Raw genomic sequence first — 22,884 nt, forward strand, 5'->3', positions numbered from 1 at the left:
TACGGCGTTCGCAGTAGGTCGAACCGGTTCGCACGGACGATTCGGAGCGCGTCGTCGCCCGGAAGACTGCCGGTGTCGACACACACCAGGCGGAGGAGGGCCACCGTGTCCCAGGCGATCCGAACCGTGAGCGAGCAGGAACTGTCGCCGGAACGCGCGCGGGTCGGGGTCGCACCCGTCCCGCACACCGTGCCCCGGGTCACCCGCAGACTCGGCGTGGACTGGCGAGACCTGCGTGAGCGCAGCGTGTTCTTCGCGATGTGGTCGATCGGTGGCAGCGTGGCCATGGCGGCCTGGAAGATCGGCGCCGCGGTACTCGTCGGCGGATCCCTGTTCTGGCTGAGCAACGCCGCGTTCAGCGTCGGGATTGCGGTTGCCAAGTCCCTCGCGGTCGTCGCCCATCGGCAGGGACGCACCGGGAAGGTCCGCGGCCCGGCGAACCGGGTGCGCGCGCAGCACCGCATCTACCGGACGGCCGGCGCCGCCGTGTGCGTGCTGGCCGCGCTGTACGTCGTGAGCTGCCTGACGATGGTCTTCGGCGGCGGCGCATCCGAGAGCTACGACACCTACAGCGGGATCGCCATCGCCACCCTCACCTTCACCGAGCTCGGGATGGCCATCGCCGGAGTGGTCTCGGCGCGGCGGAACTCCGACGTCGTCGTCGAGGTCATCAAACTGGCCAACCTCGCCGGGGCGCTGATCCTCCTGGCACTGACCCAGACGGCCCTGATGTCGTTCAGTTCCGAGGACGGCGCACCGGCTCACCTCACGGGGGTGGCGGGTGTCTTCTTCGGCTCAGGGGCCTGTGTCATCGGCGTGTACATGCTGGTCCGGCCGCTGCCCTGCACGGTCGGCGAGGTGAGCGCCGCGCGGGGCGGCATCCGCCGGCGGAACCGGGGCGGCGTCCGCGGGAGGATCGCGGATCGGGTTCGCGGACGTGGTGTCGGCCTGGCTGCGCTCGGCGGATCGCGGGACTCCCGCGGAGCCCTCGGCCGCGTGTTCCGGCCCGATCCGGGGCTGCCGGCCCCGGAGCTCACCCCACCGCGATGCCGAGGGCGGCGGCGATCGCCGGAGCGAGATCGAGGAGCTGGTCCGGCGTGATGGTCGCACCGCGGAGCCCGGCGGGCTCTGCGATATCGGCCAGTCGTGCCCCTCGCAGGTCGACGTCGGCGAGCGAGGAGCCGGTGACGTCGAGGCGCGCGATCCGGCAGCCGGCGAAGGACACACGGGTCGCCGTCGACCGCAGAAGATCGAGCTCGTCGATGACGCAGTCGGTGAATGCGACGTCGGTCAACGCGGAGTCGCGCAGGTTGACGTAGCCCAGCCGACAACCGGTGAGCCGCACGGATCGCCAGGACGCCCCGTAGAGTTCCGCCGACCCGATGCGGCTGCCCCGGATCTCGACGCCGCGCCACTCGGACTCCGCAGCGGCGAGCGACAGCACGTCGACACCGTCGAGGATCGAGTCGGTGAGCACGGCGCTCCGCGCCGCCCAGCCCTCGGCGCGCAGACGGGTCAGCCGCGAGGAGTCCAGATGCCGGCGATGATCCCAGACGAGCGCGTCCAGCGACGCACCGTCAGCCTCCACCGACTCGAGATCGGTGTCCCCGTGTCGGAGGGCATCGACGTCCACCGCCGCGAGCGCGCCGAGACGGATCGGGCGCAGGCGGGGTGGGCGGGGACCATCGTGCGGCGTGCGTACGACCATGACGATGACACTAGCGACGGGCTCCGACACGAACTCCGCTGCCTGGCTCTGCGCCGTTCGCGGGGCTCGCCCTCGTGGCGCGCAGGAGCGTCTGCGCTCCTCTCGGCCACCGCCTCATGTCCCCGCGCGAGCGTCCCTACCGGCGAGACGTCGGGGTGTCCGGTTGTGCGGTGAGGCTATCCTTAGCGCGGCACCACACGAGGTCGCCGCGTCTCGGGGGGAACGCGGCGGCCGTGCCAGGCCCGGCGCAGGCTCAGGCGCCACGGGGCGCGTACATGATGACCGCGACGCCGGCGAGGCACAGGATCGCGCCGATGACGTCGAACCGATCGGGGCGGAATCCGTCCACGGCCATCCCCCAGAGGAGTGACCCCGCGACGAACACCCCGCCGTAGGCGGCGAGGATGCGTCCGAAGTGCGCGTCGGGCTGCAGCGTCGCGACGAACCCGTACACCCCCAGCACGGCGACGCCCGCTCCGATCCACACCCATCCCTTGTGTTCGCGGACCCCCTGCCAGACGAGCCAGGCGCCGCCGATCTCGCAGATCGCGGCGGCGACGAACAAGACGATCGACTTCAGCGTGGTCATGGGGCATCGTCCCAGGCCCGCGCGAGAACGAGTCGGGGTCGCCGCGGGGTGGACGGGCGGGCCTCGCGGCGCCGTTCGCGGAGGGACGATCAGGCGGTCGTGTCCGGCTCGGCGGCGAGAAGCCGGACGGCCAGGCGGCGGCTCGTCTCGGCGGCATCGGCATCGGCGAGGATCGGGATCACGAACGGGATGTAGGTGCGGATCGCGATGAGACCCGCCGCGGTGTCGCGGTCGTGCGATCCCGGGCTGTCGGGGGCGGCGGCCACGAGCCGCGCCATGCTGTCGATCCCGGGGCCGAAGAGCCCCGCGATGCGCTCGCGGACCTCGGGGTGGCGCGCCGCGTACAAGGAGATCTCGACGGCGAGCAACTGCGACTCGTGGGCCGCCGGATCGTCCGTGGCCTCGCCGAGCGCCGCGGCGGTCGGCCCGTCGGCGAGCCACCGCTCGTTCTCGGACGCGAGTTCCTCGGCGACGGCGAGCAGCAGGTCCTCCTTGCCGGCGAAGTTCGCGTAGACCGCACCTTTGGTGAAGCCGGCGTCGGCGGCGACGTCGCCCAGGCTGGCCGCCTCGTAGCCGCGCTCGGCGAACAGCTTCCTGGCCGAAGCCAGAAGCCTCTCGCGTGTGCGGCGTGACGCCGCCCGTGTGGCGCCGCGACCGGAGCGACCGAGCTTCGTGGACGCGTCCGCGAGCTCCCGCGACGCAGCCCGCAGCGAGCCGGCCACCTGCGTGTTCACGTCCTGCCCGAGTTCGGAGAGGTTCTGGGTGACCGACCTTGTCAGGGCGCTGACCGCCTCGGCCAGCGCGCGGGTCGCCGTGCCGATGTCGTCGCCGTCGTGGGCCTTCGCCATGAGGGCAGCGTACTGCCAGGACATGTAGATTCCATCTGGTATGTTCCATACCGGTTGGTATTGGTCTCGTCTGGCATGGAGGATGCGATGGACGATGTGCTGCAGGTCACCGGGCTGCGCAAGGGATTCCGTTCCCGAGGCGGTGCGGTTCAGGCGAACGGCGGGATCGATCTGACCGTCACGGCCGGACAGGTCGTGGGACTGCTGGGGCACAACGGCGCCGGGAAGTCGACCCTGGTCAACCAGGTCGTCGGGCTGCTCCGGCCCGATGCGGGTGAGATTCTCCTCGCCGGCGTCGACGCGATCGCCCGCCCCGAGCAGGCACGCCGCCTTGCGAGCGTCCAGGCACAGGCGAACGTGCCGATCACCGGCCTCACCCCGCGGGTCGCGGTCGAGCTCGTCGGACGGATTCGCGGCGGCCGACGCCCCGAGGTGGCATCGCGCGCAGCGGCGCTGCTCGGGGCACTCGACCTCGAGGAATGGATCGACACACCGTCCGAGAAAGTGTCCGGCGGCGTGGCCCGGCTCACGGCGTTCGCGATGGCGGCCGTCGTCCCGGGCCGACTGGTGGTCCTCGACGAACCGACCAACGACGTCGACCCTGTGCGGCGACGGCTCCTCTGGGGCCAGATCCGGGCCCTCGCCGACGCCGGGGCCGCGGTCCTCCTCGTCACCCACAACGTCCGCGAGGCCGAGCAGGTCGTCGACCGCCTGGCGATCCTCGACCACGGCGTGGTGCTGGCATCGGGAACCCCCGGTGCGCTCACGCACGGACTGGGCGACACACTGGCGCTGGAGGTCGAGACCGCTCCCGGGGCCCGGCTCGGCTGGCCTGCGGGTCTCGTGGTCGCGCAGCGAACCCGCACGCGCTCGGTCGCGACCGTCCCGGCCGAGCGTGCCGGCGAGGCGATCGCGTGGGCCGCCCGCGAGCGGGCGGAGCGCAGCATCGAGGCGTTCTCCCTCACGCAGCGCTCCCTGGAGGACGTCTACGTCGAGCTGGTCGACCACGAGGAGTCCGCAGCATGACCGCCCTCGCTCGTGAGACCGGGGTCGGCGGTTCCGGGCGTCGCCCGGAGGCGTTCTCGCGTGGTGCCGAACACATGCGTCAGCTCGGCCTGATGGTCCAGTGGCAGGTGCGGCGCAGCGGCCAGTACCTGCCCCTGCTCGTCGTGGTGCAGGTGATGCTGGCCGTCGCGACGGTCGTCGGCTACGGGCTGCTGGCCGGAAACCCCGACCGCATCGCGGGGCTGTACCTCGCGACCGGCGCCCCCACGATCACCCTGATCACCGTGGGACTCGTGATGACCCCGCAGACGGTGCTCCAGTCCAAGACCGAAGGAAGCCTCGACTGGCTGCGGACGCTGCCCGCGCCGCGCGAGGTCTTCTTGCTGGCGGACCTGGTGATGTGGACGCTCATCGCGCTGCCCGGGACCGTCGTCGGTGTCGTCGTCGGGGCGCTCACCTTCGGCGTGACGCTTTCCCCGACCTGGTGGCTGGTGCCATCGATCCTTCTCGTCTCGCTCGTCTCGGCCTCGCTCGGCTACGCCATCGGGACCCTGCTGCCGCCCACCGTGGCGCAACTGATCTCCCAGGTGCTCGTCTTCACCGTGATGCTGTTCACCCCGATCAGCTATCCGTCCGAGCGCCTGCCGGGGTGGGCGCGGATCCTGCACGAGTGGCTGCCGCTCGAACCGATGGCACAGGCCGTCCGTGCCGGTCTGGCGCCGCAGGAGTTCTCCATCGCGCCGCGGTCGTGGATCGTGCTGATCGTGTGGTGCGCGATCTCGGTGCTGGGCGCGGGCCTGGCCCTGCGGCGCCGGGGCTGACGAGACCCGTCGCCGAGCGCGTCAGAACGCCGTGACGTCGCGCGAGGCGCGCTGCGGCCGGGTGAGCGTGCGTATGAGCGCCGCCTCCCCGTGGCGGCGCACCGACAGCATGGCGAGCAGCCGCAGCACGGCGTCGATCGTCTCGGCGCCGAAGGCCGGCGTGGGCAGCCCGACGCTGACGGCGAGATCGTCGGCGTGGACGACCATCTCCATCAGGCGCGTGACGATGAAGTCGTCGGTCGCCAGCCACCAGCCCTGTCGCGGCAGGAACACCGTCGCCGGTGCCCCGGGCAGGACGCCGGCGAGGCGGGCCCGCGCTTCGGAGAGGGCGTGCACGGCCGCCGCGTGGCCTGACGCCGCCTCCGCGTTGGCGGCATCGCGGATCGAGGTGTTGGGCGCCTCGTCCAGGTCGGCGTTGGCCCACGCCGCCCGCGCGTAGTGCTCGGCGAGGCCGACCGTCCCGGCGCCGGCGCCCGCATCGGGATCGCCCGCCAGCCGGTCGGCGACGGTGGCGGGCTGCTGGACGAGATGGCGGGTGAGGCCCCCGACCGTCATTCCCTCGCAGCTCGAATCCCGTTCCCAAGAGCGCTCGATCTGTGGGCGTGCGACCAGTTCGCCGACGCGGTCGACGGCCGGCAGCAGCAGGTTCCGGTCGAGCCGACCGGCGAATCCGAGGGTCATGGCGCGAGTCTAGGACGGTGCCGGGTCTCCGGCGATCCGCTGCCCGACGTCCGTGGCATCTCCACAGGTACGCTGGCCGTGTCCTCCTGAGAGGTGGCGGATGAGGCGCGACGAGAGGTGGAACCACAACATCCACTATCACGCGGTGATCCTCGGTGCGCTGCCGCGGAACGCCCGGACCGCTCTCGATGTCGGCACAGGGAACGAACTGTTGGCAACCGAGCTCCACCGGCGCATCCCGCACGTCACGGGATTGGACGTCGACGCGGATGTCCTCGCTCTCGCCCACGCCGAGGATCCTGGGGTGACCTGGATCCGCGGCGACATCCTCACCTACCCGTTCCCGCGGGCGTCGTTCGATGTCGTCGCCTCGGTCGCGGCCCTTCACCACCTGGCCGACCCGGCGACGGCCCTGCGGCGCTTCGCCGAGCTTGTCCGGCCCGGCGGTGTCGTCGCTGTGGTCGGAATGGCCCGCAGCACGCGTCCCGTCGATTGGGCCCACGATGTCGCCGGGGTGGTCGGACACCGGGTGCTCAGCGTCGGGCGCACCGCCTGGGAGCATTCCGCGCCGACCGTCCGGCCGCCCCACAGCTACGCCGAGGTGCGGGCCGCGGCGCGGCACGCGCTGCCGGGATGCCGCTGGAGACGGCTCGCCATGTGGAGGTACGTGGTGCTGTGGAACAGGCCCGAGGGATAGCGCGTGGACGGAATCGGCCGTCCGGTCCGGACCTGTTGCGTACCATCGGACGTGGACACGTGCACCCGGAACAAGGAACCTCGTTGTCGTGGGCCGTTCCTCCGGGGCAGCAACCGGAAGGATCCATGAGCGAAGATCGGGTCGTCGTCTTGACCGGAGCCACCGACGGACTGGGCCGTGCGCTGGCACACCGGCTCGCGGGGCGCGCCGGCACCCTCCTCATCCTGCACGGCCGCAACCCGAGTCGCCTCGCCGCGGTGGAGAGCGAACTGGCCGAGCATCGCGCCCGGATCGTCACCGTCGTGGCCGATCTGTCGGAGATGGTGCAGGTCCACCACCTGGCCGACGACATCACGACCGTCACCGACCGGGTCAACGTCCTCGTCAACAACGCCGGTGTGGGGTTCGGAGAGCCCGACGGAACCGACCGGCGCCTCACCGCGGACGGCAACGAGCTGCGGTTCGCCGTGAACCACCTCGCCCCGTTCGCCCTCACCCGCGATCTGGTGCCGCTGCTCCGGGCAGGTGCACCCGCGCGCGTCGTCAACGTGGCGTCGATCGGACAGGCCGAGGTCGACCTCGACGATCCGACCCTGGCCCACGGGTACGACGGCTGGCAGGCGTACCGCCGTTCGAAGCTCGCGATGATCGCGGCGGGATTCGCCCTGGCCGAGGAACTGCCGGCCGACCAGGTGACCGTCAACAGCGTCCACCCCGCGACGTTCATGCCCACGAAGATGGTCCTGCACGCCGGGCAGGAGGCCGAGGAGTCCCTCGAGACCGGCGTCGCGTCGGTGATGCGGCTCGTGGACGACCCGGCGCTGGAGGGCGTGACCGGCCGCTTCTTCAACCGCCAGGCGGAGGCGCAGGCGCGACCCGCGGCGTACGACCCCGACTACCGCGGGCGCCTCGTGCGCCTGAGCGAGGAGCTCACCCGCCGCGGAACCCGTCCGTAACACCCGGGCGTTAGCCTGACCGCATGCTCATGACCCGGTGGTTCCCGCTCGCCATGCCGCGCGCGACGGAGTCGGGCCTGAACACTCTCGCCGACGACCCTGCGGAGCCCCCTTCGGCGCCATGACCGGGGCGTTCCTCGGCGGCTGTGTCGCCGGGCTGGCGGTCGCCGTGCCGGTGGGTGCGGTCGCGACGTTCATCATCCTTCTGTCGGCGCGTCACGGGTGGCGAGTGGGCGCGGCAGCCGGGCTGGGCGCCGCGACGGCCGATGGCGTGTACGCCGTGGTCGCGGTTCTCGCCGGAGGCGTCGTTGCGCCGCTGGTGGAACAGGCCGGTCCCGCGCTGCGATGGGCCTCGGCGGTCCTCCTCGCCGGCATCGGCGCGACGATGGTGTGGCGCGGGCTGCGCACCGGTCCGGTGGCGTCGTCCGGTCCGCAGGACACGACGTCGCCGTTGCGTGCCTATCTGACGGTGCTGGGGATCACGGCCGTGAACCCCGTGACCGTGGTCTACTTCGCCGCCCTCGTCGTCGGTTCGCCGTTCGGCGAGATCGCCTCCGTGCCGGCCCGCGTCGCCTTCGTGACCGGCGCGTTCGCGGCGTCGGCCGTGTGGCAGATCGCTTTCGCCACCGGCGGATCGGCCTTGGGCCGCGTCGTGGCGTCGCCGCGGGGCCGGCGGGGGACGACCGTCCTGGGCGGCGCGATCGTCCTGGCGCTCGCCGTCCGGACGGTCCTCTTCTGAATCACGGGCTCGCCGGACGCGAGCGGCGGGCGACGGACCCGCCGTGGGGCCGGGCATCCGGCATCCGGCGTCGGGGGGAGAGCGAATGCGGGGCGCCGAGGTAGATTCGGCGCCTCACGTGGGGAGGGAACACAATGGTCACGCGCACTCTTCGCATCGGCGGCGAGTTCGTCCACGTCGCGCAGGCAGCGACCCCGGCGATCTTCATCCTGCAACCTCCGACGGCCCGGTACCTGTCGGGCGAGACCTGGTACACCGCGCCCGGCATCGACCTCCACGAGTACCGCGACCTGTTCGGCAACCGGTGTCACCGCACGGTGCTTCCGGCCGGCGAGTCCGTCGTGGCGTACTACGCCGTCGCCGACGTCCCCGACGACCTCGACGAGGCGGACCTCTCCGCCCCGCAACTGCCCCCGGAGTCGATCCCCGAGGACCTCCTCGTGTACACGATGCCCAGCCGGTACGCCCAGTCGGACGTCCTCAGTCAGGAGGCGTGGGCCCTCTTCGGTCACCTGCCGGCGACATACGAGCGGCCGCGCGCGATCAGCGAGTTCGTCCATGCCCACCTCACCTATTCGACCGGGAGCACCGGGTCGTGGTGGACGGCCGTGGACGCCTTCAACAACCGCTACGGCGTGTGCCGCGACTTCGCGCATCTCATGGTCGCGCTGTGCCGGGCGCTGAACCTGCCCGCGCGGTACGTGACCGGGATGCTGCCCGATCTCGACGTCGTCCCCAACCCGGCGCCGATGGACTATCACGCGTGGTGCGAGGTGTACCTGGGGGATCGGTGGTGGACGTTCGACCCGCGTCACGATGCCCGGCGCAAGGGGCGGGTCCCCGTCGCCTACGGCCGGGACGCGGTGGACGTGGCGTTGTGCTCCACGTTCGGCTCTCCGTGGCTCAAGCGGATGACGGTCTTCTGCGAGGAGCTGGCCGGCGACCTCGCGGGGACGCCCTGGCCGCCGGTGCGGCGTCCCGCGGGCTGAGACATCCCCGCGCCGAGGGCCCGAAACCCCCGCCGAACGCTCCCAAACTGCCGGAAAAGCGGCGAATTCCGGCAGTTTGGGAGCGCTCGGCGGAGGCGGGGTGGGGGAAAGCGAGCGTTCGGTACGCGCCTGCCCGCGGTCGGGCAGGTCCCGGTGAAGGGCCTCAGCGGTGGGACATCGCGGGTCACGGCGAAAAGCGGGGGTAGCGTTGCTAACCTACGGTTCCGTAAGGGTAGGTTCACGGAACGGGAGGGAGACCGATGAGCAAGGCCACCGAGGCGATCCGCGAGGCCCGCGACCTGCTGCTGGCGCACCGTGGCGAGGCGGCCGTGGCTGCGGCCGACTTCCGGTGGCCCGACATCAGCGGCCCCTTCAACTGGGCCATCGACTGGTTCGACGCCATCGGCCGGGGTCGCGACACCCTGGCCCTGTGGATCAGGGAGACCGACGGCACCGACTCCACCTACACCTACGGCGAACTGGTCGACCGCTCCGACGCGGCGGCCGAATGGCTGCGCGGCGTCGGAGTGGGCATCGGCGACGTCGTCATGCTCATGCTCGGCAACCAGGTCGAGCTGTGGGTCGCGCAACTGGCCGTCATGAAGATCGGCGCGGTGATCCTGCCGACGACCGAAGCGCTCCCACCGGCCGACATCGCCGACCGGATCGCGCGCGCGAACGTCCGGGCCGTCATCGCCAACCCCCGTGACGCCGACAAGTTCGCCAGCGTCGCCGGGGACTTCATCCGCATCACGACCGGCCACGAGCCCGCCGGCTGGCGCTCGTTCACCGAGGCGCGCGAGGTCGCCCCCGTGCCGCAGGCGATCGCGACCGACGCCTCCGACCCCGTCCTGGCGTATTTCACGTCCGGCACCACCAAGGATCCCAAGCTCGTCTTCCACACCCAGCTCTCGTACCCCGTCGGGCACCTCACGACGATGTACTTCATCGGCGTCCGGCCCGGTGACGTACACCTCAACATCAGCTCCCCCGGCTGGGGCAAGCACGCATGGAGCAGCTTCTTCTCCCCGTGGCTGGCCGAGGCGACCGTCTTCGTGTACAACTACCGCCGGTTCGACGCGGCGGACCTCATCGCGCAACTGGAGAACGCCCACATCGCCTGTTTCTGCGCCCCGCCGACCGTCTGGCGGATGATGCTGCTCGCCAATCTGGGGTCGCGTCCGGCCGGCCTGCGCGAGATCGTCGGCGCCGGGGAGCCGCTGAACCCCGAGGTCATCAAACGCGTACAGGACGCATGGGGGCTCACGATCCGCGACGGGTACGGCCAGACCGAGACGACCTGCATCGTCGGGAACGCCCCTGGTGAGATCGTGAAGCCGGGCTCGATGGGGCGGCGGATGCCGGGGACCGACCTGGTCGTCATCGATCCCGACACGAAGCGGCCGGACGCTCACGGCGAGGTGTGCCTCCCGGTCGACCCGTGGCCGTTCAACCTCATGTCCGGATACGCCGATGCCGCCCAGGTGCGGCAGGCGATCCACGGCGGGTACTACCACACCGGGGATCTCGTGTCGCAGGACGAGGACGGCTACCTCACCTATGTCGGACGCACCGACGACGTCTTCAAGGCGTCCGACTACAAGGTGTCGCCCTTCGAGCTGGAGAGCGTCCTGCTGGAGCACCCTGCCGTGGCCGAGGCCGCCGTCGTCCCCGCGGCCGACCCGGTGCGCCTCGCCGTGCCGAAGGCATACGTCCACCTCGCGCCGGGATGGGAACCGAGCCGCGACACGGCGCTGACGATCCTGCGATACGCGAAGGAGAACCTCGCTCCGTACCTGCGTGTGCGCCGGCTGGAGTTCGCGGAGCTGCCGAAGACGATCTCGGGCAAGATCCGCCGCGTCGCGCTGCGCTTCCAGGAAGGGCGCGACGAGTTCCGGTACGAGGACTTCACGGAGCTGGCGACCCGTCGCTGATCCGCCCGGCAGCGCCGCCCCGGGCGCCGCGATCGCCGCTCGCGTTGACGAAGAGGTGCTCGCCGAGCCGCGCGGACGGTGGGTGAACCGGCACCGGGAGGGGCAAGATTGTCGCCATGAGCGAATCGGTGGGAGCGTCCCCTCAGCACAGCGGCGCCTCGGCGACCATGCGCGGCCGCCAGGTCGTGATCGTCGGGGGAGGGCCCGCCGGCTATGAGGCGGCCCTCGTCGCTCGCCAGCTCGCCTCGGAGGTGACCCTCGTCGAGCGCCAGGGCGTGGGCGGTGCCGCCGTCCTCACCGACGTGGTCCCGTCGAAGACGCTCATCGCCACCGCCGAATGGCGGTCGGTGATCGAGAGTGCCGACGAGCTGGGCGTCCATCTGGACGGCGCGACCGCGCTGCCGGTCGACCTCGGCGAGGTCAACGCCCGCGTCCGCGGGCTGGCCGCGCAGCAGTCCGCCGACATCCGCGCGCGCCTGGAACGCGAGGGTGTTCGCGTCTTCGACGGCGCCGGCCGGATCGTGACGGCGGGCGTCGTCCAGGCGACGGCCGCCGACGGCGCCGAGTCCGAACTGGACGCCGACGTGATCCTGGTCGCGACGGGCGCGTCTCCGCGCGTCCTGTCCTCGGCGCGGCCCGATGGGGAGCGCATCCTCACATGGACGCAGCTCTACTCCCTGACGGAGCTGCCCGAACGCCTGATCGTCGTCGGCTCGGGCGTGACCGGCGCCGAGTTCGCGGGCGCGTTCGGGGCGCTCGGATGCGACGTCGTCCTCATCTCCAGCAGGGACCGGGTTCTGCCCGGCGAGGATCCCGATGCCGCGGCACTGATCGAGGAGGCGTTCCGGCGCCGCGGGATGCGGGTCCTGTCCCGGTCGCGCGCCGCCGCCGCCGAGCGCCGCGGCGACAGTGTCGTCGTCACCCTCGAGGACGGCCGCGAGGTGACGGGCTCGCACTGCCTGATGGCCGTGGGGGGCGTCCCGAACTCGGCCGGGCTGGGGCTGGAGGAGGCCGGGGTCGCGCTGACCCGGTCCGGCCACGTCCAGGTCGATCGGGTCTCGCGGACGACGGTGCCCCAGATCTATGCCGCCGGCGACGTGACCGGCGTGCTGCCTCTCGCGTCGGTCGCGGCGACTCAGGGCCGGATCGCGATGTGGCATGCCCTCGGCGATGCCGTCGCGCCGCTGGACACCCGCAACGTGCCCGCGAACGTGTTCACCGCACCCGAGATCGCGACCGTCGGCATCAGCGCGGCGGCCGCCGCCGAGCACGGCGCACGGGCGACGACGGTCCCGCTGGCGCGCAACGCCCGGGCGAAGATGCAGGGAATCCACGAGGGGTTCATCAAGATCATCGCCCGCGACGGCGACGGGACCGTCCTGGGCGGGGTCGTCGTCGGGCCGCGGGCCAGCGAGTTCATCCACGTCCTGACTCTCGCGGTGACCACCCGCGTCACGGTCGACCAACTCGCCAGCGCCATGACGATCTATCCGTCGCTGTCGGGCTCGATGGCCGAGGCCGCCCGGCAGTTGCACGCGGCCCCGTCGCAGCGCTGACCGACCGACGTCCCCGGCCTTCCCGCCGCGGCCGGCCGGGCGAGGCTCGGGGGCTGCCCGGAGTCGTCCCCCAGCCCGCCCGGATGCCCGGAGCGGCGGCGGATGCTGTGAGTACCCTGGGGCCCAGATTCGACCCGAGAGGAAGCCACGCCGATGACTGCTGGGTCCCTGAGCCCGCTCGCCGCCCGCACCGAGGACCTGCGCAAGGTATACGGCCATGGTGAGGCGGCGGTCGTCGCGCTCGCCGGCGTGACCCTCGGGTTCGAGCGCGGCAAGTTCACCGCCGTGATGGGGGCGTCCGGCTCGGGGAAGTCGACGCTCATGCACTGCGTCGCCGGCCTCGACAATCCCACGGGTGGCGCCGTGTTCATCGGCGACACGGAGATCGGCCGGTTGAAGGACAAGCAGCTCACGCTGCTGCGCCGTGAGCGCATCGGCTTCGTCTTCCAGTCGTTCAACCTCATCCCGACGCTGACGGCCGACGAGAACATCCTGCTGCCGCTCTCCATCGCGGGGCGCAAACCCGACCCCGAGTGGTACGACCTCATCATCGACACGGTGGGCCTGCGGGACAGGCTCACCCACAAACCGAGCGAGTTGTCCGGAGGCCAGCAGCAGCGGGTGGCCTGCGCCCGCGCGCTGATGAGCAAGCCCGACATCGTGTTCGCCGACGAGCCCACCGGCAACCTCGATTCGCGCTCCGGCGCCGAGGTGCTGGCATTCCTGCGCCGCAGCGTGGACGATTTCGGACAGACGATCGTCATGGTCACGCACGACCCCGTGGGTGCCGCCTACACCGACCGGGTCGTGTTCCTCGCCGACGGCGAGGTCGTCGACGAACTGCGCAGCCCGTCCCGTGAGGACGTCCTGCGGGCGATGGGCCGGCTCGAGCCGGCCGGCGGGCGGACGGCACGCCCGGCCACGCCACCCGGGGGCCGCGTCCTGCTTCCCGGTGACGTGGCGCCCGCGCACAGCGAGGCGGCGTTGCTGCCCGGCTCATCCGAACTCGCCGTCCCACCGTCCGAGGGGACGCCCCAGGAGGCGCGCCGCGTGGTGGAGGACTGATGCTCCGGGCCAGTTGGAAGTCGCTGCTCGGACACAAGCTGCGGATGCTGATGAGCGCATTCGCCATCGTCCTCGGCGTCGCGTTCGTGGCCGGGTCCCTGCTGTTCACCGACATGCTCTCCGCGTCGCTGAACGGGCTGCTCAAGGGCACTGTCGCCGACGTGAACGTGGGCCTCAAGGGCCAGTACGACGACGCGACCATGACCGACCTCGACTCGGCCCGCGTCGAGGTGACGCCTGCCGTCCTGGAGCGGATCCGCGACGTCCCGGGGGTGGCGGCGGCGTACGGGAACAACGTCGGCACGACGCTGTACCCGCTCAGCAAGTCGGGCCAGCTCATCTCGTCGCCCGGGGCGCCCACGATCACGTCGAACTACATCAAGGCTCCCGCGGCGGGCGGGCAGCAGGGCCTCGTCATCAAGTCGGGGCACGCCCCCGGAGACGGTGAGGTCATGCTCGACCCCACGGCGCTGGAGCGTGGCGGCTACAAGGTCGGCGACATCATGGCCGCCGTGGACGTGCTGACGGGCAAGCCGGTCCCGTTCAAGATCGTCGGCACCGCGACGTGGGGATCCGGGACGACGTTCGGCGCGACCTACATGTTCGTCAGCGACGAGACGTCCAAGCAGCTTTTCACCGGCGGCAAGGACGCCTACCTGACGGCCTGGGTGGTCGCCGACCGGCGGGCCGACGTCGAGCAGGTCACCGCTGATGTCGGCAAGGTGCTTCCGTCCGGTCTGGAGGCGTTGAGCGCCGACACGGTCACCGAGAAGACCCAGGAGACGCTCAACCAGGGCCTGTCGTTCGTGAACACGTTCCTGCTCGTGTTCGCGGCGATCGCGCTCATCGTCGCCACGTTCCTCATCGTCAACACGTTCTCGATCATCGTCGCCCAACGCGGCCGGGAGCTTGCGCTGCTGCGCGCGATGGGCGCCTCGCGTGCCCAGGTGCGGGTCTCCGTCCTGTTCGAGGCGGCGATCATCGGCCTCGGCGGGGCCACCGCGGGGATCGGCTTCGGCTGGCTCCTCGCCACCGGCATCAACGGGCTCATGGCCTATGTCGGCGTCGACCTGGGGGGTGCCCTGCCCGGGTTGAGCCCCACGGCCGTGATCGCGTCGTACGCCGTGGGCCTGCTCGTCACGCTCGGGGCGGCGTACGTCCCCGCGGCGCGGGCCTCGAAGGTGCCGCCGATCGCGGCGATGACGGGGGAGTACATGACGGGCACCCAGGGGCTCGGCAGGCGGACGATCCTGTCGGTCGTCATGATCGCGGCCGGTGCGGTCGCGATGGCAGGCGGGTTGTTCGGCTGGTTCCCCGAGGCGCTGGCCTGCGTCGGTGTCGGCGCCCTGCTGATCCTGCTCGGCGTCGCCGGTGCCGGCCCGCTGCTGGGCCGACCGGTGACCTGGGTGCTCGGCCGGGTCTACGGGCTGGCGTTCGGATCGGTCGGACGGCTGGCGGAGCTCAATGCGGCGCGGAACCCGCGCCGCACGGCCGCGACGGCGTCCGCCCTGATGATCGGGCTCGCGCTCGTGGTGACGATGGCGATCCTCGGCCAGACGTCCAAGACCAGCGTCGCGAGCATCGTGGCGACCGGCTTCCGCGGCGACCTGACGGTCTCGTCGCTCGCCGCGCAGATGGCTCCCTCCGTGGGCGACAGGATCGAGAAGGTCGATGGTGTCGCCGACCTGTACCGCACCCGTCGGGCGGCTGCGCGCGTCGGTTCCGACAACGCGAACATCCTCGCCATGGATGCGGCGGCGTTCGGGCGGACGTCGGAGATGACGATGCAGTCCGGCGAGCTGACCGATGCGGTCGACACGGTCGTCGTCAAGGACACCTGGGCCACCGAGCACGGGTACACGACCGGCTCCACGATCACCGCGACGATCCGCGACAAGGACGTGCCGCTGAGGGTGACGGGCATCTTCTCCGCGCCGCAGAACTCGGGTGTGCCGGGGATGATCAGCAACCTCGGCACCCTGGAGCGGGCCGGGGTTCCGGAGATGGACACGGAATACGTCCTGTACGTCTCGCCGGGCCAGAGCGTGGACGATGTGCGGCAGCGGGTGGCCGACGCCGTGTCGGATCAGCCGCTGATCAGCGTGAACGATGTCGCCAGCATCACCCAGCAGGCCACCTCGGCCATCGACCAGTTGCTGGCCGTCATCTATGCCCTGCTCGCCCTCGCGATCATCATCGCCGTCCTCGGCATCGTCAACACGCTGGCACTGTCGGTGATCGAGCGGACGCGGGAGATCGGGCTGTTGCGCGCGATCGGGCTCACCCGTGGCCAGCTTCGGCGCATGGTGACGCTGGAGTCGGTGGTGGTGGCGCTCCTCGGTGCGTTCCTCGGCGTGGGCATGGGGCTGGTGTTCGGCGTGGCCCTGCAGCGTCCGCTCGCCGACCAGGGTCTCGACAAGCTGGACATCCCGTGGCCGCTGCTCGGCCTGTTCCTCGTCGTATCGGTGCTCGTCGGCATCCTCGCGGCGGTGTGGCCGGCCCGGCGGGCGGCGCAACTCGACGTGTTGCAGGCGATCGCCACCGAGTGACGTTGGCGTCGCTGGGCAAGGTCCACACGCAGGCTCGGTGAGAGTGGTCTGCTCACGTCGCACCACCCGCCATGGAGGTCATTTCAGCCCCAACTGTGATGCCAGAGCGCCAAGCCCGAACGAGCCCTCACGGCTCGCGCCAGCGACGTCGCCGTCGACGGGAAACACGCCCTGCGTGGGTGATACGAGCCCGGCCGGCCGGTCATCGTGTGTCGTCAAGAACACGACATAGCGTTTCCCGACGGCCAGATCGATCGTCTCGGCGGTGCCGTTGTCCGGGATCGCTGCGAGTTCGATCCGCGACGGAATCCCGGCTTGGATCGACTTCAGGACATCGGCGGTGTACACGGTCATGCGACTCGTCTCGATCACGGCCGATCTGGATTCGGTGACCTCGACCAGCGCCACCGCATCCGATTCTCTCAGCAGAGAATCCACGTCGCTGTAGTAGGGCGAATCGGCTGCGATCCGTCCGCCGGTCGAAATGGTCGTCATCGCGGGTGAGGCCTGTGAGGAGCATCCGATCAGGAGGAGGGGGATGGCGGCGGCAACCACAGGCGTCGCGAGTCTCCTATTGCGTGTGGGGGGTCGTGAGTGCTTCATGGCGGTTCTCTCGGCTGGGGTGCTCCTGATGTTGCGCTGCATCTCGCGTTGCGCACGCCTGAGTGTCTTCCGCGAGATGTGTGTCGGATTGTGTGACGTGCGGAGCTGTCGGCCCAAGTCCCCGCTCGGGTGACCTGTGTCGCTCGACCATCGGAGGCCTGCCGCGTGCGCCACCGGTATCGGAAGCAGCGAGAGCCTGGTTCCGCCGCGTGTCGGCTGGGAGTGGCCGTCAGGGGGACGGCGCGGGCTCGACGTGGACGAAGGTCGTCGTCTCGGGCAGCACCTCGTCCACGGCCGACTCGATCGCGTCGGCGAGGTCGTGGCTGCGCCGCACCGTCCACTGGCCGGGGACGAGGATCGTCACGTTGACGAACCGCTGCCGGCCCGACTCGCGGGTCTGGACGTTCGCGACCTCGACGCCGTTGTCGGTGGCGAGACGGTCGAGCGTGTCGCGGACGAGGGCGACCTCCTCGGGGGGCAGCGTGGCATCCAGGAGGCCGACGATCGACCGTCGTACCAGTCTGTATCCCGTGAACAGGATGTTCACGGCGACGGCGATGGCGATGAGCGGGTCGAGGATCTGCCAGCCGGTGAGGACGATCAGCCCGACGGCCGCCAGGACGCCGGCCGACGTCCACACGTCGGTCATGAGGTGCTTGCCGTCGGCGACGAGCGTGATGGACCGGTGTCGCCGGCCCGCGCGGATCAGCAGCAGGCCCGTGCCGAGGTTGAGCAGGCTGGCGACCGTCGACAGCAGCAGGCCGAGGCCGGGCTGTTCGAGCTCGGCCGGGTTGACGATGCGGTCGACGGCCGAGACGACGATCAGGACGGCGGCGACGAAGATCATCGCCCCCTCGACCCCCGCCGACACGTATTCGGCCTTGCCGTGCCCGAAGTCGTGGTTGTGGTCGGCGGGTCGCGCCGCCAGCCGCAGCGCCCACAGCGCCACGAGCGCGGCGACGAGGTTGACGGTCGATTCGAGAGCGTCCGACGCCAGGCCCACCGACCCGGTGATCCACGCCGCGACCGCCTTCAGGGTGAGCGTGGCCACGGCGGTGGCGATCGAGAGCCAGATGTAGCGCTCCAGGATCGTCTGTGTCCGGTCGCGTTGAGTGACCACGACGCTCCTTGTCAGACCAACGGTGGTGGTGCCTCGGGAGAGATGGGGACTGTCGATTCTTCCACATCCGGCAGCGCCACCGGGCCGTCCGGTCGTTCGGGGACGTCGGCCAGCGCGAGCAGGTACGGCAGGTTCGCGGGCCAGATCTCATCCGCGGCCGTCGTCAGTTCGGCGATCGGCCACCACCGGTTCCCGACGAGGGTGAGCTGTTCGCCCTCGGTGTGACCGGCGGTGGAGATCGGGAACGGTGCCGCGACGCCCACGCCGAAGAACGTCTCGTGCTGGATCGTGATCTGGTCGGAGTATCCGTGCCGGACGACGCGGCGGGCGACCGGCCCGCGCAGCGCGGCGGCGTCCACCTCGAGCCCGGTCTCCTCGGCGAGTTCCCGGACGGCGGCGGCGATGTCGGTCTCGCCGGGCTCGACCCCGCCGCCCGGCGTCGTCCACCAGGTCGTTCCGGGCAGGCCGGGATCGGAGTCGTGGAACAGCAGGACGCTGTCAGGGGAACGGAGCAGGATCCGGACGGCCCGGCGAGACTTCACCCGCCGGAGTGCAGGGTCGACGGCCTTGCCGCGTGTGCGGAACGGTTCCGGTCCGGTCATGCCGGGTTCACCTCCAGGACGACGATCTCGGGCGGGTTCCACACCCGCGGCGCGGGGGCCGTCACCAGACCGCGGGAGATGATCAGCCGCGTGTCGCCGACGGCGTACTCGCCGCCGGACCAGGTGGGCAGCCAGCCCTGGTTCGGCGCCCACAGGCCAGCCTGTCCGAACGGGAGTCGCACCTGTCCGCCGTGGGTGTGGCCCGAGGCGACGATGTCGGGATGCGCGGCGCGGACGTACTGCTCGATCCGCTCGGGCCGGTGGGCGAGCAGCAGGGTGAACAGAGGGCTCGCCGCCGCTGTCGCCTGTACCTGGGCGGCGAACTCCTCCTCGCCGACCTCGGGGTCGTCCACGCCGGGCCATGGCTGTCGGCGGCGGTAGTCGAAGAGCCGGACGCACGTCGTGGCCACCTGCCCCAAGTTGAGGCATTCGCCCTTGTCGAGCAGTTGGAGGTCGACTAGATCGCGGGCGCGTTCGCTTCGCTCGCCGGACACGGCGTGGAGCTTCTGGGCGACCTGATGGTCGGAGCGCATGACCGGGACCGGCTTCGGTGCTTCGAGCCCGACCTCGGTGAAGAGTTCGGCGAGGTCGGCAGCCAGTTGGTATTCGGGCTCGTCGGCATCGCCGATCTCGTTGTGGCCCAGCTCGAACTTCACCGTGCACCACGGCCTGCCTCGGTAGTCGAGCTTCACCTCGAAGGGCTGCATAACGTACGCCGTCGGCACGGCCGGCGGGCGAGGCGCAGGTTTCTCGACCAGCCTGCCTGTGAATCCTGCCCATCCGGACGCGAGCGATTTCTCGAAGTCGCTGCGGAAGGCAGCAAGCGACTGGACCCGCGCAGCGTCGAGGTCTTGGGTGAACCGAGTGCCGCGCCCGTATCTGAGCGCCATTGCGCTGCCGCCCTTGATCGCGCCCTCGGGAAGCATCTGTCCGACCACGACCAACGCCATGCCGATCCGACGCCGCAACTCCAGGCCGTCGCTGCCTTCTAGGTTGCGTATGCGCTGCTCCAAGGAGCGCACATTCGTCGGGGCACCCGAGTAACTCACGACCGAAGCCCTTTCCTGACCTGCTGCCACTCGGCCGTGGTCAACAGACCCTCGCTGCGCGCCTGCTTGGCAGCGTCCTGCAACCGTTCTCGCTCGATGCGACCGCGGCATTCGAGGATGGCCTCCGCGACAGGCTGGGCTGCCAGCCCCGCGTAGACCGTCGTGCGCGCACCTTCCTTGACCTGAGTCAGTTCGACGAACGGCGGCAGCTTCGGGCGAGCACGGCGGGGCACCGACACCTTGATCTTCCGAGGGTTCACATCGGCAAGCCCGAACAGCGCCAGCACCGACTCGCCGTGCAGGTAAGCGCCTTCCCCGGACCGCAAGAGAGCCTCGGCGAACTGGTCGTACGCGGTCGGCGGGACGTCCGGAACTCGATAGAGACCGTAGGCAACATTCACGAGCCCGCCGCGAGCGGCCAGCTTCGGCAACTCCACCGTCGGCACGCCCGCCTCCGCTGCCCTCTTCGTCGTGACGTAGCCGTAGTGATCGAGCGCAATCTCGCGCACGATCTCCCTGTACTTCACCTCGGCGGACATGTCACAACCATACCGAAAACGGTAGTGTTGTGACAGGCCAGCCCTCTCTTATGGACTGCCCGGCGACGGCCGTCACGAACGTCCGGGCGCCGTCGCGGGGAGTCACATCGTCGTAGATGTCGCCGCCGAGGAGGACGGCGTCAGGACGCTGGGGGGCGACGGCCGCCAGCACCCGCTGCTGTCCGGGGCCGAACTGCTCGCTGTGCAGGTCTGTCAGCAGCATCAGCCGCACCGGCGAGGCGACCTTCGGCGTGGCGACCGCGTAGTGCCGGGGAGTCAGCCGGGCGTCGAGGGCGCTGAGGAGGAGCGCCGCGATCCCGAGGAGGACGGCGGCCACGACGAGCACACCGCGCCGCGGTCCGTCAGAACGGCGCGCGGCCACCACTCGCGCCGTTCAGGGAGCGGTAGACGAAGACGGCGCACAGGGGCAGGGTCACCCACGAGGCGACGAGCGCCCACACGCCGAGCGACATCCACCATCCGCCGAAATCGTCGGTCGTCAGCAAAGAGATCAGCGCGACGGTGGCGAGCACCGCCACGCCGCCCGTGAAGGTGTTGCGGATCGCCGGCTGACCATGGCGGACGCGGAACGAGAACGCGAACGCGACGAGGTACGTCATGAGCGACACCACGGGCAGGACACACCCGAAGGCGAGCCCGAGCGCCACGCCGGGCGTGAGGGCGTCCCAGACCTGGCGGACCCCGATCCGGCCGGCGGGCGGCGGATACCCGGGCGCCGGCATGGGACCGCCAGCGCCCTGTGCCTGGCCCGGCGGCGGGAACGCCGTCGCCGTCGCGGGCGGAGCCGACGGTTCACCGGGTGTCACCGCCGGTGCCGACGGCGTGGGTGCCGCCGCGGCCGGCCGGTGCCCCGAGGTGATGATGGGACGCGTGGGGTCGAACCCGGACGTCGTCACCGAACCGGGCTGCTGCAGCATCGACGAGTGGGCCGCTCCCCACGCCGAGGACTCCTGGGTGAGGGTCATGGCCGCGACAGCGAAGGGGACCGTGGCGTCGCGGGACGCGGCGGGCGCCGGGACGAGCGAGGCGAGGGCCGGTGTGGGCCGGTCGGGCTGTGTGAAGTCGTGAGGTCGTTCGGCCGGCGCGCCGACGGCGGGGGACGACGGGGGCGCAGGCGCGGGGAGTTCCGCCACGCGCGGGGCGGTGAACGCCGCGGGTCGCTGCGTCGGCGCGTACTCCGGCCCGTCCTCCCAGCTTGCCATGACGCCATGCTATCCGAGCGGACGGATGCCGCTGATTGGGCGCCCGCGCAGGTTGCCTCCCGGCTAGGCTGAGGGGAAGTTCTGAAGAGGAGTCGATTCGATGCCGATCGGCAAGGTGCGTTACTACGACGCGGAGAAGGGGTTCGGGTTCCTGACCCGTGACGACGGTGGTGAGGACGTCTTCGTCCGTGCCAGTGCCCTGCCTACCGGCGTGGCGACGCTGCGGCGGGGCCAGCGGGTCGAGTTCGGGGTCGTCGCGGGCCGCAAGGGGGACCAGGCGTTGTCCGTGCGGGTGCTGGAGGCGCCGCCGTCGCTGTCGAAGGCGTCCCGCAAGTCCCCCGAGACGATGGTCGTGATCATCGAGGACCTCATCAAGCTGCTCGACGGGCTCGAGACCGGGTACCGGCGCGGTCGGCACCCCGATCCCAAGGTCGCGCCGAAGATCGCCTCGATGCTGCGCGGCGTCGCCGACGAGCTCGAGTTGTGATCGGACGCTCCGTGCGCGACGGTGGCCCGTGCGGTCCGCTCCTCCGCGACGTGCGAGAATGGCGCTCATGGTTGCTCCCGTGATGGACCAGGCATGTGCCGACGCGGTCGACCTCGCTCGCGAGGCGGCCGTGCGCCGCGCCGACGTGTTCGGCGTGGCCGAGCATCTGGGCGCGACCGCCGAGGGGACGCGTGTCGCCACCCACTACTTCGCCTGCGATCACCCCGGGTACCCGGGGTGGAGGTGGGCCGTGACGGTCGCCCGCGCCTCCCGCGCGCGGCAGGTCACCGTCGACGAGGTCACGCTCGTGCCGGGCGACGGTGCGCTTCTCGCGCCGCGCTGGGTGCCGTGGGAGGAACGCGTCCGGCCGGGCGACATGACGCCCGGCTTCATCCTGCCCACCGATCCTTCCGATCCGCGCCTGGAGCCGGGTTTCACCGGGGGCGAACTCGCCGCCGACGAGGATCCCGTCGACTGGTCGTTCACCCGCGGCGTCGCCGCCGAGCTCGGGTTGGGCCGTGAACGCGTCCTGTCGGCCGACGGACGCGACCTGGCGGTCGGGCGGTGGCTCGCCGGCGACGGCGGGCCCGTGAACGAGCTGAGCGAGACGGCGCCCGCGCACTGTCACACGTGCGGGTACCTCGTCGCCCTCAGCGGAAGCCTGGGGCGGCTGTTCGGCGTCTGCGCGAACGAGTACTCGGCGAGCGACGGCAAGGCCGTGAGCCGCGACCACGGCTGCGGAGGGCACTCGGACGTGACGCCTCCCGCGTCCCCCGAGCGAACCGCGCCGCCGGTCTGGGACACGATCTCGGTCGACACGTCCCTGTTCTCCTGAACCCCGGCCTCACTCGCCCGCGTTCCGGCGGGCGCGGCGCAGGCGCCGGATGAGGCAGTACGCCAGGAACGCGACCCCGATGCCGGTGCCGGTGAGCGCCACCCACAGCCACCACTGATGGCCGGTGCGTTCCAGCGTCTCCGCGTCGACCGCCAGGACCACGGCCGCGACCGCGAACACGACCGTTCCGGCGATGGCCACATTCAGCCCATCCTCGTCCAGCGCCTTGACCGGGGCCTGCACGAGCAGTGGTTCGGGACGCGCCATGGTGAACACTGTACGACCACTA

Annotated in this window: 25 protein-coding genes; 13 read left to right on the forward strand and 12 right to left on the reverse strand. The window is 71.1% G+C overall.

The window, feature by feature from the left end; all coding sequences use genetic code 11:
- The first annotated feature begins 105 nt into the window (after nucleotides 1-105).
- Nucleotides 106-1,101: a hypothetical protein gene (locus G555_RS0112030; protein ID WP_028709047.1), complete on the forward strand. Its 996-nt coding sequence runs from the start codon at nucleotides 106-108 to the stop codon at nucleotides 1,099-1,101.
- On the opposite strand, the gene G555_RS0112035 is transcribed toward G555_RS0112030, so the two are convergent.
- From G555_RS0112035 to G555_RS22865, 3 genes are all read right to left on the reverse strand, one after another.
- A complete protein-coding gene (locus tag G555_RS0112035) occupies nucleotides 1,034-1,708 on the reverse strand; it encodes a pentapeptide repeat-containing protein (protein WP_051208971.1) in 675 nt (224 codons plus the stop codon). The genes G555_RS0112030 and G555_RS0112035 overlap by 68 nt on opposite strands.
- Nucleotides 1,709-1,961: 253 nt before the next feature.
- On the reverse strand, nucleotides 1,962-2,297 hold the full coding sequence (locus tag G555_RS0112040) for a YnfA family protein (protein WP_028709049.1): 336 nt from the start codon (nucleotides 2,295-2,297) through the stop codon (nucleotides 1,962-1,964).
- A gap of 89 nt (nucleotides 2,298-2,386) precedes the next feature.
- Nucleotides 2,387-3,169, reverse strand: coding sequence for a TetR/AcrR family transcriptional regulator (locus G555_RS22865; protein WP_051208973.1), 783 nt, complete (start codon nucleotides 3,167-3,169; stop codon nucleotides 2,387-2,389).
- A 63-nt stretch (nucleotides 3,170-3,232) separates the two neighbouring features.
- Between G555_RS22865 and G555_RS0112050 the strand changes: the two genes are divergently transcribed.
- Together G555_RS0112050 and G555_RS0112055 are read left to right on the forward strand one after the other, a co-directional pair.
- On the forward strand, nucleotides 3,233-4,171 hold the full coding sequence (locus G555_RS0112050; protein WP_028709050.1) for an ABC transporter ATP-binding protein: 939 nt from the start codon (nucleotides 3,233-3,235) through the stop codon (nucleotides 4,169-4,171).
- The gene (locus tag G555_RS0112055) at nucleotides 4,168-4,971 is read left to right on the forward strand and encodes an ABC transporter permease (RefSeq protein ID WP_028709051.1); all 804 of its coding nucleotides are present in this window, start codon (nucleotides 4,168-4,170) and stop codon (nucleotides 4,969-4,971) included. Before G555_RS0112050 ends, G555_RS0112055 begins: the two co-directional genes overlap by 4 nt.
- A gap of 21 nt (nucleotides 4,972-4,992) precedes the next feature.
- Here the strand turns inward: G555_RS0112055 and G555_RS0112060 are convergent, their stop codons facing one another.
- A complete protein-coding gene (locus G555_RS0112060) occupies nucleotides 4,993-5,652 on the reverse strand; it encodes a maleylpyruvate isomerase N-terminal domain-containing protein (RefSeq protein ID WP_028709052.1) in 660 nt (219 codons plus the stop codon).
- Nucleotides 5,653-5,752: 100 nt separating this feature from the next.
- Here G555_RS0112060 and G555_RS0112065 point away from each other — a divergent pair, with 100 nt between their 5' ends.
- From G555_RS0112065 to G555_RS0112100, 8 genes are all read left to right on the forward strand, one after another.
- The gene (locus G555_RS0112065) at nucleotides 5,753-6,349 is read left to right on the forward strand and encodes a class I SAM-dependent methyltransferase (protein ID WP_028709053.1); all 597 of its coding nucleotides are present in this window, start codon (nucleotides 5,753-5,755) and stop codon (nucleotides 6,347-6,349) included.
- Between the two features lie 125 nt (nucleotides 6,350-6,474).
- Nucleotides 6,475-7,305 (forward strand): SDR family NAD(P)-dependent oxidoreductase, encoded by an 831-nt coding sequence (locus tag G555_RS0112070; RefSeq protein WP_028709054.1) that lies wholly within the window; start codon nucleotides 6,475-6,477, stop codon nucleotides 7,303-7,305.
- 121 nt (nucleotides 7,306-7,426) lie between these two features.
- Nucleotides 7,427-8,044 (forward strand): LysE family transporter, encoded by a 618-nt coding sequence (locus G555_RS0112075; protein ID WP_028709055.1) that lies wholly within the window; start codon nucleotides 7,427-7,429, stop codon nucleotides 8,042-8,044.
- A 134-nt stretch (nucleotides 8,045-8,178) separates the two neighbouring features.
- Nucleotides 8,179-9,033: a transglutaminase-like domain-containing protein gene (locus G555_RS19745; RefSeq protein WP_051208975.1), complete on the forward strand. Its 855-nt coding sequence runs from the start codon at nucleotides 8,179-8,181 to the stop codon at nucleotides 9,031-9,033.
- 260 nt (nucleotides 9,034-9,293) lie between these two features.
- A complete protein-coding gene (locus G555_RS0112085; protein WP_028709056.1) occupies nucleotides 9,294-10,967 on the forward strand; it encodes an AMP-binding protein in 1,674 nt (557 codons plus the stop codon).
- A gap of 167 nt (nucleotides 10,968-11,134) precedes the next feature.
- Nucleotides 11,135-12,523 carry an NAD(P)H-quinone dehydrogenase gene (locus tag G555_RS0112090; protein WP_036922894.1) on the forward strand — a complete coding sequence of 463 codons (1,389 nt, stop codon included), beginning with the start codon at nucleotides 11,135-11,137 and terminating at the stop codon, nucleotides 12,521-12,523.
- Between the two features lie 153 nt (nucleotides 12,524-12,676).
- Nucleotides 12,677-13,588 (forward strand): ABC transporter ATP-binding protein, encoded by a 912-nt coding sequence (locus G555_RS19750; protein ID WP_084635223.1) that lies wholly within the window; start codon nucleotides 12,677-12,679, stop codon nucleotides 13,586-13,588.
- Nucleotides 13,588-16,137: an ABC transporter permease gene (locus G555_RS0112100; RefSeq protein WP_028709058.1), complete on the forward strand. Its 2,550-nt coding sequence runs from the start codon at nucleotides 13,588-13,590 to the stop codon at nucleotides 16,135-16,137. The genes G555_RS19750 and G555_RS0112100 overlap by 1 nt, the downstream gene beginning before the upstream one ends.
- 78 nt (nucleotides 16,138-16,215) lie before the next feature.
- On the opposite strand, the gene G555_RS0112105 is transcribed toward G555_RS0112100, so the two are convergent.
- The 7 genes from G555_RS0112105 to G555_RS19770 all read right to left on the reverse strand — a co-directional run bounded on the left by G555_RS0112105 (nucleotide 16,216) and on the right by G555_RS19770 (nucleotide 21,273).
- Nucleotides 16,216-16,632 (reverse strand): hypothetical protein, encoded by a 417-nt coding sequence (locus G555_RS0112105; RefSeq protein WP_156887538.1) that lies wholly within the window; start codon nucleotides 16,630-16,632, stop codon nucleotides 16,216-16,218.
- 337 nt (nucleotides 16,633-16,969) lie between these two features.
- Nucleotides 16,970-17,860, reverse strand: a complete 891-nt coding sequence (locus G555_RS0112110) for a cation diffusion facilitator family transporter (protein WP_028709060.1) — start codon at nucleotides 17,858-17,860, stop codon at nucleotides 16,970-16,972.
- Nucleotides 17,861-17,871: 11 nt separating this feature from the next.
- Complete coding sequence (locus G555_RS19755) at nucleotides 17,872-18,462, reverse strand: NUDIX hydrolase (RefSeq protein ID WP_084635224.1); 591 nt, start codon at nucleotides 18,460-18,462, stop codon at nucleotides 17,872-17,874.
- On the reverse strand, nucleotides 18,459-19,475 hold the full coding sequence (locus G555_RS19765; protein WP_169337914.1) for a nucleotidyl transferase AbiEii/AbiGii toxin family protein: 1,017 nt from the start codon (nucleotides 19,473-19,475) through the stop codon (nucleotides 18,459-18,461). Before G555_RS19765 ends, G555_RS19755 begins: the two co-directional genes overlap by 4 nt.
- 32 nt (nucleotides 19,476-19,507) lie before the next feature.
- A complete protein-coding gene (locus tag G555_RS0112130; protein ID WP_028709061.1) occupies nucleotides 19,508-20,050 on the reverse strand; it encodes a hypothetical protein in 543 nt (180 codons plus the stop codon).
- Between the two features lies 1 nt (nucleotide 20,051).
- The gene (locus tag G555_RS0112135) at nucleotides 20,052-20,396 is read right to left on the reverse strand and encodes a metallophosphoesterase family protein (RefSeq protein ID WP_028709062.1); all 345 of its coding nucleotides are present in this window, start codon (nucleotides 20,394-20,396) and stop codon (nucleotides 20,052-20,054) included.
- A gap of 16 nt (nucleotides 20,397-20,412) precedes the next feature.
- Complete coding sequence (locus G555_RS19770) at nucleotides 20,413-21,273, reverse strand: hypothetical protein (protein ID WP_028709063.1); 861 nt, start codon at nucleotides 21,271-21,273, stop codon at nucleotides 20,413-20,415.
- 100 nt (nucleotides 21,274-21,373) lie between these two features.
- On the opposite strand from G555_RS19770, the gene G555_RS0112145 reads away from it, so the two are divergent.
- Together G555_RS0112145 and G555_RS0112150 are read left to right on the forward strand one after the other, a co-directional pair.
- Nucleotides 21,374-21,760, forward strand: a complete 387-nt coding sequence (locus G555_RS0112145) for a cold-shock protein (protein WP_028709064.1) — start codon at nucleotides 21,374-21,376, stop codon at nucleotides 21,758-21,760.
- A 58-nt stretch (nucleotides 21,761-21,818) separates the two neighbouring features.
- On the forward strand, nucleotides 21,819-22,595 hold the full coding sequence (locus G555_RS0112150) for a DUF3027 domain-containing protein (protein ID WP_051208980.1): 777 nt from the start codon (nucleotides 21,819-21,821) through the stop codon (nucleotides 22,593-22,595).
- Nucleotides 22,596-22,604: 9 nt separating this feature from the next.
- Here the strand turns inward: G555_RS0112150 and G555_RS19780 are convergent, their stop codons facing one another.
- Nucleotides 22,605-22,862 (reverse strand): DUF2530 domain-containing protein, encoded by a 258-nt coding sequence (locus tag G555_RS19780; protein ID WP_051209189.1) that lies wholly within the window; start codon nucleotides 22,860-22,862, stop codon nucleotides 22,605-22,607.
- Nucleotides 22,863-22,884: the final 22 nt, after the last annotated feature.

This window comes from Propionicicella superfundia DSM 22317 (assembly GCF_000423465.1).
In the GTDB taxonomy this organism is placed as follows: Bacteria; Actinomycetota; Actinomycetes; order Propionibacteriales; family Propionibacteriaceae; genus Propionicicella; species Propionicicella superfundia.

Excerpts from the sequence above, each read along its gene's own strand:
- G555_RS0112035 (WP_051208971.1), bottom strand. The coding sequence starts at position 1,708 with ATGGTCGTACGCACGCCGCACGATGGTCCCCGCCCACCCCGCCTGCGC.
- G555_RS0112090 (WP_036922894.1), top strand. The coding sequence starts at position 11,135 with ATGCGCGGCCGCCAGGTCGTGATCGTCGGGGGAGGGCCCGCCGGCTAT.
- G555_RS0112130 (WP_028709061.1), bottom strand. The coding sequence starts at position 20,050 with ATGTCCGCCGAGGTGAAGTACAGGGAGATCGTGCGCGAGATTGCGCTC.
- G555_RS19780 (WP_051209189.1), bottom strand. The coding sequence starts at position 22,862 with ATGGCGCGTCCCGAACCACTGCTCGTGCAGGCCCCGGTCAAGGCGCTG.
- G555_RS19745 (WP_051208975.1), top strand. The coding sequence starts at position 8,179 with ATGGTCACGCGCACTCTTCGCATCGGCGGCGAGTTCGTCCACGTCGCG.
- G555_RS0112050 (WP_028709050.1), top strand. The coding sequence starts at position 3,233 with ATGGACGATGTGCTGCAGGTCACCGGGCTGCGCAAGGGATTCCGTTCC.
- G555_RS0112040 (WP_028709049.1), bottom strand. The coding sequence starts at position 2,297 with ATGACCACGCTGAAGTCGATCGTCTTGTTCGTCGCCGCCGCGATCTGC.
- G555_RS19755 (WP_084635224.1), bottom strand. The coding sequence starts at position 18,462 with ATGACCGGACCGGAACCGTTCCGCACACGCGGCAAGGCCGTCGACCCT.
- G555_RS0112105 (WP_156887538.1), bottom strand. The coding sequence starts at position 16,632 with ATGACGACCATTTCGACCGGCGGACGGATCGCAGCCGATTCGCCCTAC.
- G555_RS0112065 (WP_028709053.1), top strand. The coding sequence starts at position 5,753 with ATGAGGCGCGACGAGAGGTGGAACCACAACATCCACTATCACGCGGTG.
- G555_RS0112145 (WP_028709064.1), top strand. The coding sequence starts at position 21,374 with ATGCCGATCGGCAAGGTGCGTTACTACGACGCGGAGAAGGGGTTCGGG.
- G555_RS19750 (WP_084635223.1), top strand. The coding sequence starts at position 12,677 with ATGACTGCTGGGTCCCTGAGCCCGCTCGCCGCCCGCACCGAGGACCTG.
- G555_RS0112085 (WP_028709056.1), top strand. The coding sequence starts at position 9,294 with ATGAGCAAGGCCACCGAGGCGATCCGCGAGGCCCGCGACCTGCTGCTG.
- G555_RS0112070 (WP_028709054.1), top strand. The coding sequence starts at position 6,475 with ATGAGCGAAGATCGGGTCGTCGTCTTGACCGGAGCCACCGACGGACTG.
- G555_RS19770 (WP_028709063.1), bottom strand. The coding sequence starts at position 21,273 with ATGGCAAGCTGGGAGGACGGGCCGGAGTACGCGCCGACGCAGCGACCC.
- G555_RS0112060 (WP_028709052.1), bottom strand. The coding sequence starts at position 5,652 with ATGACCCTCGGATTCGCCGGTCGGCTCGACCGGAACCTGCTGCTGCCG.
- G555_RS0112055 (WP_028709051.1), top strand. The coding sequence starts at position 4,168 with ATGACCGCCCTCGCTCGTGAGACCGGGGTCGGCGGTTCCGGGCGTCGC.
- G555_RS0112100 (WP_028709058.1), top strand. The coding sequence starts at position 13,588 with ATGCTCCGGGCCAGTTGGAAGTCGCTGCTCGGACACAAGCTGCGGATG.
- G555_RS0112075 (WP_028709055.1), top strand. The coding sequence starts at position 7,427 with ATGACCGGGGCGTTCCTCGGCGGCTGTGTCGCCGGGCTGGCGGTCGCC.
- G555_RS0112150 (WP_051208980.1), top strand. The coding sequence starts at position 21,819 with ATGGCGCTCATGGTTGCTCCCGTGATGGACCAGGCATGTGCCGACGCG.
- G555_RS22865 (WP_051208973.1), bottom strand. The coding sequence starts at position 3,169 with ATGTCCTGGCAGTACGCTGCCCTCATGGCGAAGGCCCACGACGGCGAC.